The 14,505-nt window shown below is 37.1% G+C and carries 13 protein-coding genes; 3 read left to right on the forward strand and 10 right to left on the reverse strand.

The genetic code is table 11. The features are described 5' to 3' along the window. Nucleotides 1-2: 2 nt before the first annotated feature. From EHQ62_RS17425 to EHQ62_RS17435, 3 genes are read left to right on the forward strand one after another with little or no spacing between them, the layout of a single operon-like run. Nucleotides 3-404: an ExbD/TolR family protein gene (locus EHQ62_RS17425; RefSeq protein WP_015676210.1), complete on the forward strand. Its 402-nt coding sequence runs from the start codon at nucleotides 3-5 to the stop codon at nucleotides 402-404. Next, the gene (locus EHQ62_RS17430; protein ID WP_135645208.1) at nucleotides 401-1,054 is read left to right on the forward strand and encodes an energy transducer TonB; all 654 of its coding nucleotides are present in this window, start codon (nucleotides 401-403) and stop codon (nucleotides 1,052-1,054) included. The genes EHQ62_RS17425 and EHQ62_RS17430 overlap by 4 nt, the downstream gene beginning before the upstream one ends. Nucleotides 1,055-1,057: 3 nt before the next feature. Further along, nucleotides 1,058-2,971, forward strand: coding sequence for a sensor histidine kinase (locus EHQ62_RS17435; protein WP_135645210.1), 1,914 nt, complete (start codon nucleotides 1,058-1,060; stop codon nucleotides 2,969-2,971). Here EHQ62_RS17435 and EHQ62_RS17440 read toward each other — a convergent pair. From EHQ62_RS17440 to EHQ62_RS17485, 10 genes are all read right to left on the reverse strand, one after another. Continuing rightward, entirely contained in the window at nucleotides 2,949-3,503 is a 555-nt protein-coding gene (locus tag EHQ62_RS17440) for an SCO family protein (protein ID WP_135645212.1), read from the reverse strand. The two genes, EHQ62_RS17435 and EHQ62_RS17440, sit on opposite strands and share 23 nt — an antisense overlap. A gap of 2 nt (nucleotides 3,504-3,505) precedes the next feature. Beyond that, the gene (locus EHQ62_RS17445; protein ID WP_135645214.1) at nucleotides 3,506-4,570 is read right to left on the reverse strand and encodes a multicopper oxidase domain-containing protein; all 1,065 of its coding nucleotides are present in this window, start codon (nucleotides 4,568-4,570) and stop codon (nucleotides 3,506-3,508) included. Between the two features lie 13 nt (nucleotides 4,571-4,583). After that, nucleotides 4,584-4,895, reverse strand: coding sequence for a PLDc N-terminal domain-containing protein (locus tag EHQ62_RS17450; protein WP_135645216.1), 312 nt, complete (start codon nucleotides 4,893-4,895; stop codon nucleotides 4,584-4,586). A gap of 12 nt (nucleotides 4,896-4,907) precedes the next feature. Then, nucleotides 4,908-6,881 (reverse strand): right-handed parallel beta-helix repeat-containing protein, encoded by a 1,974-nt coding sequence (locus tag EHQ62_RS17455; RefSeq protein WP_135645218.1) that lies wholly within the window; start codon nucleotides 6,879-6,881, stop codon nucleotides 4,908-4,910. Nucleotides 6,882-6,957: 76 nt separating this feature from the next. Then, the gene (locus EHQ62_RS17460) at nucleotides 6,958-7,584 is read right to left on the reverse strand and encodes a TetR/AcrR family transcriptional regulator (protein WP_135645220.1); all 627 of its coding nucleotides are present in this window, start codon (nucleotides 7,582-7,584) and stop codon (nucleotides 6,958-6,960) included. Then, complete coding sequence (locus tag EHQ62_RS17465) at nucleotides 7,581-9,527, reverse strand: ABC transporter permease (protein ID WP_135645222.1); 1,947 nt, start codon at nucleotides 9,525-9,527, stop codon at nucleotides 7,581-7,583. Before EHQ62_RS17465 ends, EHQ62_RS17460 begins: the two co-directional genes overlap by 4 nt. A gap of 3 nt (nucleotides 9,528-9,530) precedes the next feature. Next, the gene (locus tag EHQ62_RS17470; RefSeq protein ID WP_135645389.1) at nucleotides 9,531-10,478 is read right to left on the reverse strand and encodes an efflux RND transporter periplasmic adaptor subunit; all 948 of its coding nucleotides are present in this window, start codon (nucleotides 10,476-10,478) and stop codon (nucleotides 9,531-9,533) included. Continuing rightward, entirely contained in the window at nucleotides 10,468-11,796 is a 1,329-nt protein-coding gene (locus EHQ62_RS17475) for a TolC family protein (RefSeq protein ID WP_425269550.1), read from the reverse strand. Before EHQ62_RS17475 ends, EHQ62_RS17470 begins: the two co-directional genes overlap by 11 nt. Nucleotides 11,797-11,908: 112 nt before the next feature. Continuing rightward, nucleotides 11,909-12,835: a TPM domain-containing protein gene (locus tag EHQ62_RS17480; RefSeq protein WP_167482900.1), complete on the reverse strand. Its 927-nt coding sequence runs from the start codon at nucleotides 12,833-12,835 to the stop codon at nucleotides 11,909-11,911. A gap of 46 nt (nucleotides 12,836-12,881) precedes the next feature. Continuing rightward, on the reverse strand, nucleotides 12,882-14,489 hold the full coding sequence (locus EHQ62_RS17485) for a SulP family inorganic anion transporter (protein WP_135645224.1): 1,608 nt from the start codon (nucleotides 14,487-14,489) through the stop codon (nucleotides 12,882-12,884). Between the last annotated feature and the right edge of the window lie 16 nt (nucleotides 14,490-14,505).

Raw genomic sequence — 14,505 nt, forward strand, 5'->3', positions numbered from 1 at the left:
ATATGGCTGGAGCATCAGGATCACAAGACGAAGAAATTGGAAGTATTAACATCACACCGATGGTGGATGTAATTTTAGTGCTTCTCGTTATCTTTATGGTTACGGCAAACTTTCTGAAAAAAGAAAGTTTAAATATCAATTTACCAAAAGTACAGGCAGCGGATCCAAACGTGGCAGAATCGGTTCAAGTTGCACTCACCAAAACTGGTGCGATTTTATTAGAAGGGAAAGACACCGATATCACCGGACTCGTTCGGAATTTGGAAAGAGAGGCGAAAATCAGGCCTAACATGCGTTTGACTCTATCTGCGGATGAAAGTTTGCCTTATGGAAAAATTACGGAGCTGATGGGAATTATCCGAAAAGCCGGAGTGACAAAAATTGCCCTCAGTGTGAAAAAATGAAACGTTTTTCAGATTTACTTCAGCAGTTAAAAACTTCAATCAAACAAAATAGGGAACGAGTGTTTCATATTTGTTTAATCGGAAGTTTGTTTATCCATACGGCGACATATGCAGGGTATCGCATAAGCCAATTACGTGGTGAAGAAATTGTTGAAGAATCAAACTTTGAAGATGTAGACGTCAATTTTGAGGAAATTCCACCCGAACTGATTGGAGGGACTTCATCCCCTGCTCCAATTGAAAAACAAGAATGGGTGGAAGGCAGTAATAAGGACAAAGCAGACGAACCTGACAATTCCGATATCAATCCAAATCAATTGTCTGGAAATGGAACTGATAAAGATGGTTACTTGTTTTCGTTTAACGGAGATAAGATGCCAACTGCCATCATCGATTTTGACTTAAAAGAATATTTTCCTCCTCAGGCTAAGGCTGCCAACATTATGGAAAAACAAGTAGTACTACTTGTTCAAGTAAATGAGGACGGAAGTTTACAATCAGCAAAAATCGTTTCAGGTAGAGCAGGCTATGGATTTGATGAAGCGGCAATGAAACTCATCAAACGTGTACGATTTAGTCCAGGTTATGTGCAAGGCCAACCAAAAAAAATGGCACATCGTTTACCCATCACCTTCTCTCTTGAAGATTAAACAATGGGTGTTGCAATCAGCAGATTTTTAGAGAAACCATATCTTTCAATCTGCTTATTGTTTTTAATCACCATTGTTTCTATAACCTCTTACGTATATTCCATCTTCAAACCAAAAGACAGTTCTATCTCTGAATACTATCTATCTGAAAATGCCGAATATTTTGTTGGTGATATTCCAAAAGACGATACTGGGAAAATTGATTTTCAAAAAATGCACAAAGTGCATTGGTTATCATCCTCCGGATGGATTGACGATGAAGAGTTCAAACGCATTACAGATTCTGAATATATTTGGTTACGATCCAAAGCTTTTTCTGAATTAGCAAATGAAGACTTACATTTTTTATTGGAACATGCTGGCTTAAATATAGAAATTTTTAATGAGAATGGAGATTCCATCTTTAAGTATGGAGAATTTTCAGATCCTAAATATTTGCCTAATATTTTCCAATCAAAATTTTCCTGGGTAAAAATTCCGAAAGATGATTCAAAATTTTATTATCTAAGATTGTTTCACAAAAAAGGGATATTGTTTTCCATCACCATCATTGAAAATTTGATAGGAAAACAAACTGCACTGTACCGTGAAATCGCATTAAAAAACCTAACAGCGATTTTTTTTCATTCTTTCTTTTTGATGATTGGAATTATTTGTGCTTTAGTTTACTTCATTGAATACAAAAAACAATACAATATCCTTTTGGATTTCTCTTCTTTTTCTTTATGTTTTGGAATACTTGGATTAACTTCAAACGAATTCATACGTTATCTTTTTACAAACACACAGACCCTATACATCCTTTCTATTATTTCCTCAAATTTTGTTTTTATACCAATGTTATCTGGTGTGAGGCGTCTATTTGGAAGTGGATCCTTTCGTGTATTAGATATATTAATTTATGGCGATGTGATCATTTGTTCTCTCACAACCATTTTAGTATTCTCCTTACCATTTTCCGATTTTTCGCATAGTTTATTAATCAGTACACGAAGTTTTTTCATTTTATTCAATTTACTGAACATCATCGGTCCCATTTTTATCACTTATGAATCCTGGAAAAAAGGAAACAAAGAAGCATTTGGTCATTTCATTGGGTTTAGCATCACATTAGTTTTAGTGATTTTAGAAATCATTATGGCTATCAAATACAATGACACCACTCCAACAGGGATTGTATTTTGGGGAGTTTTATTTGGTGTTATTTCACAAGGTTTCGCCTTAGAACGCACTTTGTTTACCGATAGACAAAAAGCATTACTGTACAAGGAAGATTTATTAAAAGCAGAAAAAACTTTAAAAGAGAGCCAACTCAAAACACTCCAAACAAAAATGAATCCTCATTATTTGTTTAACTCCTTAAATACAATCCATGCCTTACATAAGATTAAACCAGAGTTAATTGGTGATGCAATCATGAGCCTTGCAAACAACTATCGTTTCATATCCGATAGAACAGACCGCGATTGGATTCCATTTGAAGAAGAATGGAATTTCTTAGAAGACTATTTGCACTTACAAAAACTTAGATTTTATGACACCATTCAAATTGATTTCAAAAAATCTGGTGATTTTTCGTCTGTCGTTTTACCACCTCTTTTATTACAACCTATCATAGAAAATTCATTCAAACATGGATTCCGTGGTTCTAGTGAAGGTCAATTGCAATTATTCATCCATGCAAAGATGATAAAGGACTCAGTATTTAGTTTTGTGGTTTATGACAATGGAACAGGAATACCAGATGAACTGTTATCCGACAAACAGAAGTTAATGAGCAGATCACTTGGGAATATCAAAGAAAGATTGAAAAATCTATATTCCGAATTTCAGTTTGACATCACTAAAAACTATCCTGAAGGGACACGAACTGAAATTCAGATCATCTTAACGTCTAAGGTTCAGTCAACAACCTAAGTTCTGTTGCCAATGAATTGGCAGATACTCCACCAGGAAATGTTTTTAGAACATTTTGTTTTTCATCTAACACATAAATAAAATTGGAATGATCGATACGATACGATTTCCCATCTCCCACTTTCTCCCTCACAATTCCAAACATATCTGTAAGTAAAACTAAGGATTCGGCGTTTGGAGATAACGCAGTTAGATTTTTACTAGGAAAATTTTGAACGTATTTTTCCAAAGTGCTGGGAGAATCGCGATCAGGATCCAATGTGATGAATACAAATTGAAAGTTTTTTGCTTTCTCACCTAATATCAGTGAGGCCCTCCCAAAATTTGTTAAGGCAAGTGGACACATATCAGGGCAATGCGAAAATCCAAAATACAAAACAGTTTTTTTTTCAGTCCAAAATTTTGATTCCAAACTTTTTCCATTGGGTAAAACGAAACCCAACCGATTCCAAGTTTCCCAGTTGATGTTTGTTTTAGAATTACATCCGATACTTAAAAACAGAGAAATGAATATGAATAAAAATATTTTCATTGTTATACGGCAACTATCCAACCCATTCCACCATTTTCTGCCATGTGGGTTTGGTGTGGGTGAAACATATACCTTCCTTTTTTTGTGAGCACAAACTCAATCACAACTCGTTCTGTTTGACCAATTGTGACAACATCGGAATGTCCATCTGGCACAACGCTACCCAGACTACGAATGATATCAAAGGTTTGGGCGTGTAAATGGAATGTCATCACAGGATCTCTTTCCATCATATTCTGAATGTAAAATCGAACTCTTTCCCCAACAGGGACTTTCATCGGATAACGATCATAAATTCCTGCAATTCCATTCCATGTGTAAAAGTCATTTTTGCCCTGTCCTTTTGTATCCCATCCTGAAAAAGTTAGAACAAATTCATGAGCTGGTTTTCTTTTCACAGGAGGATCGACAAGGAGCGCACCATACAGACCTTTGGCGGTATGTACCATCAGTGGAGGAACGTGGCAGTGATAGGGATGTAATCCAATTGGACCTGCTTCAATTTCATAAGTCCTATCTCCAAATGCTGGAATTGGTTCCCAACCGTCTTCTAAAGGATCATGTGTTCCATGAAAATGTAAGGAATGCGGATCAGGACTAGAATTTTTCACATGGATCTTCAATCGATCACCTAGATTAGCTCGTAAGATTGGTCCTGGCACAACACCATCAAAGGTCCAAGCCTGGTAATTCACGTTATGAGCAATATTAACACTTAATGGAAATAAATTTAGCTGAAACTCTTTTGTTTTATTTTTTGTATTACTATAATTAGGTGGGAAATAAAATCGACTTGTATACTCCTCTTTGATAAAAAATGGAGGATGGGCCATACTTCCATACGTATTCGTTCCCCTTAAACTGCCTCCAACTCCAATTGAATTTTGGTAATTATCGCTGATCGAAGGAGTTGTGACAACACCGAAATTAGTCGATGCAGAGGATGGATCAGAAGGTCCACAAATATCATTGGTTCTTTTGGAGTTAAAACCCATGGAACCAAAAATTGATCCCACAAATCCCATCACTCCAAAACCAATGGTTGTTAAAAAACTTTTCCGATCCATTTATCGTACCTAATTAGATATGGGAAATCAGACTTAAGACCCAAACTAGGATCAGTACTGCACTTCCACCACCAACGGCAATTTGTTTGAATTTCTTTTCATACTCTGTATCCACAAGCAATAAATACAATGCAGGGCCAACAACTGGTACAACAAGAATGAAGAGTGACCAAACCACTTGTTTGATTGTGGTCATATCTTTTTGTTTTGATAATCCAAATAAAGCAAGTGGTGCCCAAACCATTGTTAATACAAAAGGTAGGTAATACGCATACGATCCGATAAAGTAAGTCCAAAAACTTGGGTTTGCATAATTTGTTTCCATAAATAACTCCTATTAAGTAATCGACGGTTCTGTAACCGCTGTCATCGCATAACCAGCATAAGCTAGTATTGTTAAAAATAAAACTATCCCACCAAACACAACAGTGTTTCTTACGACTGGTGAAATTTTTGATTCTTTCGAATATAGATAAATTAATGCTCCAACAAATGGTAACAGTAATATCAACCAAAAGTACCGATCAATTTTTGCATTTTTAACTGAAAATCGATCTAACATCGCAAGCCCTGTCCATGCCGCAAAAATTGCAAATGGCAAGAGGTAACCCATGATATGGAAGTACCATGTTTTCAATGTTCCAGGGAAATGGACCCTCCAACCAGATGTGTACATTTTATTCGTTTCTCTTTCAAAATCCTTTAAATCAAATTTAGGTAATTCTGCAGAATCGATCAGACCTTTGTTGGTTTCAAAAACATCATGAGCAGGAACAATTTTTGTTAAAGCTTCCGATGGCATATTGGTTTGAGAAGGTGGGATGGGTTGGTTTTTATAAGAACCCAAAACAAATTCCTTCAAGTTAGCTTGGACAAACAAAGCGAGTAATCCAATACTTGATGACATATCTCCAATATGTGGATACCGAATTCCTGAACAGGATTGTAATGATTCGAGCAATGGAGGACTTGATACTCCGTAAGAGTTTCCTTCAAAACAATTTCCCACATTCACTGGCCCACTGAGTGCAATATCACCTCTTCCAGAATGATACACTTTGTTATTTCTCACAACATTGTTATTGGAAATCCAAATGTTTTCATCTATGTTCATGGTCACAAGAATTCCGTAATTGTTGTGATTGAAGACCAAATTGTCTTCGACAACATTTTCTAATGCTCCAAGAAGTGCGATTCCATTTCCGATAGAAGGGTATTCTAATTTTTTTGAAGGTGCGTTTGTATTATTGTTATCATAAACAATATTCTTTTTCACAACCATCTGCTTTTGCGGAGGTAATAATTCACGATCTAATGTATTTGGACCAATTCCCAATTGGTTTTTCCTCCAAATAGAAGATAATAAATAAATATTTCCACTCGAATTGGTTCCCGAATAACCTAGTGCATTATTTTCAGAAACTACGTCATTGATGATCGCATTACATGGATTACATTGACCAATATAAAAACCTGAATCAGGTGATCCAGAAGCGTACGAATGTTCAATCAATCCATCAACGGAATCAAAGGCATACACACCATAGTCACCATTATTATAGGCAGTGATATAAGACCCACGGTACCCCTTTACTCCGGTCCAATACACACCATTCAGTGTTGCATTTCTAGTTGTGATGTTTTCAACAGCAACACCATCAGCACCGACCACCATAATTCCATTGCCTCTTAAAAACTCTCCATCAATAATGGTTTCGTTTCTATCTTCTCCACGAATGGTGATCGATGGCGTTGTGACGGTGACTTCTTCTTTATAAATTCCTTTTGCAACCAAAACGAGATCACCCGGAGATGCCGCATCCACTGCGTTTTGAATGGTTTTGTATTGTGATGGAACTTTGCGAGTCACACCAGTCCATTTTTTTGAAATTTTTGATTTTGTCGTGTTTGCCAGTGGATTATAGGACGCATCTCCAATTACGGCAACACCAGTCATTCCTATCTTACCATCGGGTGATGCATGGAAGGAACAAAAGTAAGGGAACACTCCCTCTTCTGGGAAAAACACATCGGTATGTGCCCCACGAAACATTGCTAAGTTGCCATAGGTTGTTTCTGTAGACCAATCTTTGTTTATTGAGATCGCGTTGTGAGGATTATTTCCCTCATTCACAAAACGAATTTTCCCACCTTTGTAAGTGCGAATCACTGGTGGATGGAATGCATTGTCCATCATTGTAACATGAACGAATGCTGTACTCGCGGGATCTTCAGAATTGCAAAAATTCAAACCAAAGGTTAAGAACATTGCCACGAAGATTCCAATCAAAATCTTTTTGGTTTTTTCCATAGTTATTCCCGAAACGTGAGGAATTCCTCACATTTTGAGAATTATAGAATTGTGTTAAAACTTTGTCAATGTTAAATCATCGAAAAGTTGAAAAATATACCAAAAGAAGGGTTTTCAGTTCGGCCAAAACCATCTTTTTTTCAGAGGGCTTTTGGGTCCGGCTTACTATTTTCATCACCGAATCCACGGACTCAACGATCATCAGAGCGATATAAAATGCACGTTTTTTGTTCACTTTTGGGAACATGGCCAAAATCACTTTTTCTGCCAAAGATTTGGCAAATCGATTGTTACTTTCAGTGTCCAATAACAACAGAGCTTCGTTTGTATACAAAATAGAATTGATCAGATGGTATCCATTCACCTCACTTAACGTTTGTTCAAAGGCTTCCAGAGTAAAATCGATAAAACTTGGAGTGAATTTTTTACTTCGTTTCAACTCGTTAGTTACTTTTTCAAAGAATAAATCATGCATAATCAAATAACAATTTTCTGCATGTGAGTAAATGATGGACTCTTTATTAGGGAAAAATTGATAAATGGATCCAACAGAAATTCCACTTCTTTCTGCTATCAAATCAGTAGTTAACGCATCATAGCCAACTTCGCCTAACAACTGAATAGCTGTATCCACAATTTTTTGGTAACGTTCTTTGGAACGTTTTTGTTGAGGTATTTTTCTTGGATTGATGACTACATTCATTCTGATCGTAACGCCACGATCGGACTTAGTTTTGCAGCATACTCAGAAGGCCACCAACCAAACAAAATCCCTATCGTTATGGAAAACAAAAAAGCAAATCCGATGGAAGGAAAGGATAAAACGATCGTCCATCCAAAGTATTCTTGTAGAAATAAAACCGCCAAAATACCAAAAATCAGACCAACAATCCCTCCTGTGAGACTTGTCAAAGTTGATTCGATTAAAAATTGCAGACGGATGTCTGATTCTCTGGCACCCAGCGCTTTCCTTAGTCCGATTTCCTTTGTTCTCTCTTTTACAGATACCAACATGATGTTCATAATTCCAATACCTCCGACTAACAAAGATACTGTGGCAAGTGCAACTAATAAAGTAGACATAGTTTGATTCGTTTCGGACACCGCAGATTGGATATCAGCCATGCTCATCACTTGGTAGATATTTCCCATTGCTTCTGTTGTCCCATGCCTTTCATGCAAAAAACGTTTGATGGATGTGATAAAATCATCTGACGATTCATTGGGATCCAATTCCATTTCTAAATTATCTACAGCATCTTTATTGAGTAACCGTTTCATCGCAGTGTTGAGAGGTATCAGTACAACATCATCTTGGTCACGAAACCCAGTGGATCCTTTTTCTGGTAATTGACCAATCACTCGAAAGGAAACTCGATTGATCTTTAAATACGTACCCACAGGGTTTTTGCCTTCATACAATTCTCTTACAACCGTATTTCCGACGAGGCAAACCAATGCACGTTTTTCATCCTCTTGTTCCGTAAAAAATCGTCCTTCTGTTGGTTCTAAATTTCTGAGTGATTCATAATTGTAACTTGCCCCAGTCACAAAACTATTCCAATTCCTGTTTCCAAAAACAAGTTGTGCTCTACCATTCACAACAGCTGAAATTTGTTTCACTTCTGGGAATTTTTTTTGGACAGCATTCACATCATATACATCCAATCGATTGACAGTTCCTGCTTCCAATGACACCCCACCACTTCGCATCCCACCCGTTCGTACAATGACTAAATTCGCACCTAACGAAGAGAATTGTTCTTCTACTGATTTTTTGGCTCCTTCACCCAATGCCATTACGGAAATCACACAGACAACCCCAAACAAAATTCCAAGTGCAGATAAAAATGTTCGAAGCCGATTCGAGGTGAGAGAAATTAATGACTGCTTCAAAATTCCTTTGAATAATTCCCATCCGGTTTTTCTGCGCAGGGAATTTTGGTAATGCGTTTGTATGGTTTTGGTATTTTTTTTGGATTCTTCACTCACGATCTTTCCATCACTGACATGGATGATGCGGTCACAATATTCTGCCATTTCTGGTTCATGGGTGACCATAACAATCGTTTTGCCTTCTGAATGAAGCCTTTGTAATTCCAACATGATTTCGATTTTACTTTTTGAATCCAAATTTCCAGTTGGTTCATCTGCAAAAATGATTGGCGGATCATTTAACAAAGCTCTTGCGATTGCTACCCTTTGCTGTTGTCCACCAGAAAGTTCGTTTGGAGTATGGAACAATCGATTTTTGAGACCAACTTTTGTTAACTGTGTTTCAGCAACTAATTTTGGATTTTGAATATCAGTGTAAAGCGCTGGCAATGAAACATTTTGTAATGCATTTGTTTTTGCCAATAGATGGAATTGTTGGAAAACAAATCCAATCATACTTCCTCGAATATCAGATAAAACATTGGAAGTCTCGTTTTCTACGTGCCTACCGAATAATTTGTAAGACCCACTATCAGCATGGTCAAGCAGTCCCATCACTTGCAATAAAGTGGACTTACCTGAACCGGAAGGCCCCATGATCGCAACAAATTCTCCAGGTTTGATTTCTAAATGAATATGATTCAGAACGGAAAACTTTGAATTTCCAATTTGATATGACTTTGATAAATTTTTAATTTCGATTGCTAACAAAAATTATCTCTTCGGAATTTTTGGTGATGAAAACGGCCCACCACTCCCATTTGATTTTTTGGAATCTTGTATTTTTTTCTTTCTGAAAACAGATTCTCCTTCTTTTAGACCGAATAAAACCGCTGTGTTTTGGTCATCGAATGATCCAATGGTTACAATCGATTCTTTGTATAATTCATTTTCTTTGATTAGTATCACGCCCTTGCCATCATTACGTTTGATGAATTCATTCGGAACCAATAAGACATCTTTTTCTTCAGACAAAATAAAATCCACAGTGATCGACATTCCACTACGTAAGTATCCTGGTATTCTATTTAAATCCAAATCAACATTGTACATGGTTACGTTGTTTTCAATCACAGCTTCATAGCCGATATGTTTGACCTTTGCTTGGATCGGTTCATCGGAAAAGGAATCAACAACGATGTTTGCCTTCTGTCCGATTTTAATTTTAGATAAATCAGTTTCATCCACTTTGGCTTGGACCATAAGGTTGTCAGACAAAACATATAAAATATCTTGTTGGGTAACTGTTTGACCAGGGCTAATATTGGAAGCGATCACCAAACCTCTTAAAGGTGAAATCACAGGTGTTGGTTTATAAAAATCTTCCCATTTTTTTAATTCATCTGCACCTTTTGCTCGAGCTGCATCTAAAAGAGCGGCTCTTTCCGTTGAGCTCATCCATGCCAGAATTTTGCCCTTGCCAACTTGATTCCCTTCTTCCACCAAAATAGATTCAACTCTACCTGCAATGGGTGGTTTGATTTCCAAACGATTTTTGGGAATGGCAGTTCCTGTTGCTCGAACAGTGACAACTAAATCACCACGACTTACGATTGCTGACTCTATTTTGTAATCTTGTTTTGATTGGTTCCATCCAAATCCGAAATACAAACCTGTGGATGCAAAGAGAACAAATATGAAAATATAAATTTTATTCTTCATCAAAACATTTTCCTAAATTGCGAAGGTAAGATGCTTCTGCCAAGCTGAGATCTCGTTTTCCTATCAGCAAATTTTTTTCTCGATTGATTAGATCATTTTCGATGATATCCCAATTTTCAAAACTAATTAATCCATTTGAATACTGAGATCTTGCAATCGTTGCTCTTATTTCTGAAGCTTTATAAAATTCTGTCAAAATCAATAATTGTTCAGAAGCATTTTTGAAATTTATATACGATTGCTCTAGGGAAAATGATAATAGGTTTTTTTTAGAATCACGAGTGTGAATCGATTTTTCATATTCTGATTTTGCGATTTTGACATTATAATAATCTCTTCCACCATTAAACAATGGATAAGTCAAATTTAGACCAAAACTATAATTTCTAGGTTTGGGTAACCACACATCATCTTGCCTTGTGATTGTTGCACTTAAATTGAGATCTGGGTAAAATCCAGCTTCAGCCACACCAATGTTTGCCTGAGCTGCGCGCACTTTGGATTGTTCTGCCATTATGGAAGGATGAGAATCCAAAAGATTTCCCTTTTCTTTTTCACTAATTTTTTTTTCTACTATAGGTTCGTATACAAAAGTTGTATCCATGGTAACTTCAAATGGTGTAGCAATGACTCTTTCTATTTCCTTCCAATTCGTTTGGAACAATCGTTCCGCAAAAGATACTTCGTATTCCGATTGTTTTACAAACGATTCACTGAGTAAAAAACTTCCTTTGTGTTCTCGTCCTACTTCGTAACGAAGTTTTACCAAATCACGATTTTTAGTTCGCCTTTCTTTAATTTTGATTGAAAGTTGGTGGAGTTCTTTAGCATAAAGCGCTTGTGAATATGCTGATTTTAACTCAAAACAAATTTTAAGTTTGGAATCACTTAACGTTTGTTTTGCCGCCTGAAGTAAAGCTTCTGTTTTTTCAATTCCACTTTTATCACGAAAACCAGCAAATAAATTTTGGTTGGTACTAAGTCCTACCGAATACCGATTCACAGCAGTTGGTCTCGATTCACCAGTTCCTGTTTGTTGGTTTTGTGAGGACCCACTTGCCCCACTGACCAAGGGGTCATTGACGGTTCCTGATCCACTAAAATTGGCTGAAGATTGTCTAGCGGAAGCAAGTACATTGACAGTTGGGTAATACCCCGCATAACTTTTTTCATTTTCATAAAATGCTTTTTCATAATCAGCTTTTACGGATAAATATTCGGGATTAAATTGAATTGCTTTTTGCCATAACTCCTTTAATTGGACTTGTTTTGAAACCTCTCCAACCAAAACAGAAGGCAAAAGAAATAGAGATAGGATGGAAGGCAATTGGAGTTTCACTAAATAAGAAACCCGATTTCCCAATGAAAAGTTCCATGAATTTTTAAAAAAATAAAAAATAGGGAAGAAGGTCTTAATTTTTTTTCCAATCTTACCAACTTCCAGAACTCCCACCTCCTCCAAAACTGCCGCCACCTCCACGAAACCCACCTGAACTTCCACCACTCGACCAACCGCTGCTACTGCTTGCACTCGAAGAACTCGCAAAACTAGATTGATTCATCCTTTGTCGACCGTGAGGTGTGAGTAAGTGATAGAGTTTGTAAAGTCCGACACCGATCGCATATACAAGAAATACAGCGGCTCCCACATTGGCACCATGAATGGCCGTTGGGAACAAACTCCAAAACGGAAATAAAAAGAAATAGAGGAACCAGCCAATATAAGGTGCGTTAGCTGCATAAAAAGTAAAAATACCCAATACAAATACTATAAAAAATGTTAAAAAAATCTTTAAACCAATTGGCAATTCATCACTTGCCCCAGACAAATCTCCCAAAAAAGATAAGGGACCAAGGTGGGAATAATCTTTAGGTTCAGGCATATGGTATTCCCCTTCAATGGCACCCATAATGGCTTTGATTCCATTTTGAATGCCAACATCAAATTCTCCTTTTTTGAATGCAGGTTTGATTTCATTTTCTATGATATGGTGGCACAAAACATCGGTTAATACACCTTCTAACCCATAACCAACTTCAATTCTCAACTTTCGATCTTCCATTGCGATGAGCAAAAGTACCCCGTTATCCTTTTCTTTTTGGCCCAATTTCCATGCCTCAGCCACTCGAATGGAATATTCTTCTAGGTTTTCACCTTCTAGTGATGGAAACATATAAACTGCGATTTGGTTCGAAGTTTTTTTCTCGTGGTCTTTGAGTTGTTTTTCTAAGGCAGAAACAAAGTCCGAATGAAGTGTCCAAGTTTCATCAGTGACCCTTGCCTTGAGATTTGGGACATCTTTCGCAAATATGAAAATGGGAAGTAAAAATAAAAAAGAAACCAATATCCTTTGCATAGAGGAATATTGGTTTCTTTAAAACCTGTTTACAAGAATTTTTTTCCTACTTCTGGATGCGAGTCGCACCGTAATAAGCTGAGATTGGTTTTAATTCTTCAAATCCAATCAAATTCACCTGGCCACCGCGCTCTTCGTAGTCTCGTTTAAAACTTTGTAAAAACTCAATTGCTGAAAATCCGATCATTTTAACACTTTCATCGAATTTCAAATCCACTCTTTCGCCTGGTGCAATTTTACGAAGTAATAACTTTAATGAAATCATATTAGAAAAAAGTAAGGCATGTTTCACATACATCGTATGGACTTTATTCTCTGATGTTTTAGTGATATCGGCAATAAATATATAACGAAATGAAACACCAAAATACATTTGAATTAGGATTGCTGTTACAATTCCACAGAAAACACCTACTAACAAATCTTCTACGATTGTCACTACCACAGTGACTAAAAAGATCACAATTTGATCCCAACCTTTTTTGTAGGTTTCTTGGAAAACATGAGGAGAAGCTAACCGAAGGCCAACCATAATCAATATCCCCGCAAGGGACGCCAAGGGAATCCTGTGGATCAGGCCAGGAAGTAAAACAATAAACAATAACAAAAACAATCCATGGAAAAAATTGGACCAACGTGTTTTTGCACCATTTTCGATGTTTGCTGATGACCTAACCACTTCTGCAATAATGGGCAAACCACCGATCCAACCTAAAAAAAAGTTTCCAAATCCTTTGGCGACAAGTTCCCGATCCATATTGGATTTCCTACGATAAGGGTCAGTATTGTCGACGGCCGTTGCAGTTAACAAAGATTCGATACTTGCAATGAGAGCAATGGTAATGACCATTACCCAAAAAACTCCATCTTTCCATCTGGAAAAATTGGGAAAACTCAAGCCATCATAAATATGATTTGGTAAATTGACTAATTTTTCCGGTCCAATTTTGTATGTGTGGTTTAACAAGGTGTACGAATGTTCACCGGTCAAATCAAAAACCATTCCGAGTACAATCCCAACTAAAACCGCAACTAACGGTGCAGGCAGTTTTTTTAAGATAGGGTTTTTGATTTTTGTTAGAATGGCAATGATCACAATAGCAGATAGGCCAATGATTGCCACCTCTGGATTTACATTCACTATACTTGTTGGAATCTCCACCAGAAGTCCCAATATCGTTTTGGCAGTTGGTGTGATCCCAAGTGCTACATAAAATTGTTTTGAAATGATGATGATTCCAATCGCTGCCATCATGCCATGGACAACCGAGATTGGGAAGTATACGGTAAGATTTCCAGCTTTCGATAGTCCTAAAATCACTTGGATCGCACCAGCGATTACAATGGCTGCAAGTGTTAACTCAAAACCTAATTTTGCATCACCACCACCCAAAACCAAGATGGAATTTAACACAACTGCAATGAGTCCCGCAGCAGGGCCGTTGATGGTCAGGTGAGAACCACTAAAGAGTGATACAAAAATCCCACCTACGATTCCAGAAAAGATCCCTGCCATCGGAGGAGCACCAGATGCCAAAGAGATTCCCAAACAAAGTGGAAGTGCAATGAGAAAGACGACAAAACCGGACACAATGTCCGTTCTCCAGTTTTCTTTTAAACCAGGTAACCAATCTTTTGGTTTTTGTTTGTCCATAGGAATTTCCTCTACT

The sequence above is a fragment of the Leptospira jelokensis genome (assembly GCF_004769635.1).
Classification (GTDB): Bacteria; Spirochaetota; Leptospiria; order Leptospirales; family Leptospiraceae; genus Leptospira_A; species Leptospira_A jelokensis.

Bases quoted from the DNA above. Each gene is read 5' to 3' on its own strand.
- EHQ62_RS17470 (WP_135645389.1), bottom strand. From the start codon at position 10,478: ATGAAGAATAAAATTTATATTTTCATATTTGTTCTCTTTGCATCCACA.
- EHQ62_RS17440 (WP_135645212.1), bottom strand. From the start codon at position 3,503: ATGAAAATATTTTTATTCATATTCATTTCTCTGTTTTTAAGTATCGGA.
- EHQ62_RS17450 (WP_135645216.1), bottom strand. From the start codon at position 4,895: ATGGAAACAAATTATGCAAACCCAAGTTTTTGGACTTACTTTATCGGA.
- EHQ62_RS17480 (WP_167482900.1), bottom strand. From the start codon at position 12,835: ATGCAAAGGATATTGGTTTCTTTTTTATTTTTACTTCCCATTTTCATA.
- EHQ62_RS17485 (WP_135645224.1), bottom strand. From the start codon at position 14,489: ATGGACAAACAAAAACCAAAAGATTGGTTACCTGGTTTAAAAGAAAAC.
- EHQ62_RS17455 (WP_135645218.1), bottom strand. From the start codon at position 6,881: ATGGAAAAAACCAAAAAGATTTTGATTGGAATCTTCGTGGCAATGTTC.
- EHQ62_RS17445 (WP_135645214.1), bottom strand. From the start codon at position 4,570: ATGGATCGGAAAAGTTTTTTAACAACCATTGGTTTTGGAGTGATGGGA.
- EHQ62_RS17460 (WP_135645220.1), bottom strand. From the start codon at position 7,584: ATGAATGTAGTCATCAATCCAAGAAAAATACCTCAACAAAAACGTTCC.
- EHQ62_RS17425 (WP_015676210.1), top strand. From the start codon at position 3: ATGGCTGGAGCATCAGGATCACAAGACGAAGAAATTGGAAGTATTAAC.
- EHQ62_RS17430 (WP_135645208.1), top strand. From the start codon at position 401: ATGAAACGTTTTTCAGATTTACTTCAGCAGTTAAAAACTTCAATCAAA.
- EHQ62_RS17435 (WP_135645210.1), top strand. From the start codon at position 1,058: ATGGGTGTTGCAATCAGCAGATTTTTAGAGAAACCATATCTTTCAATC.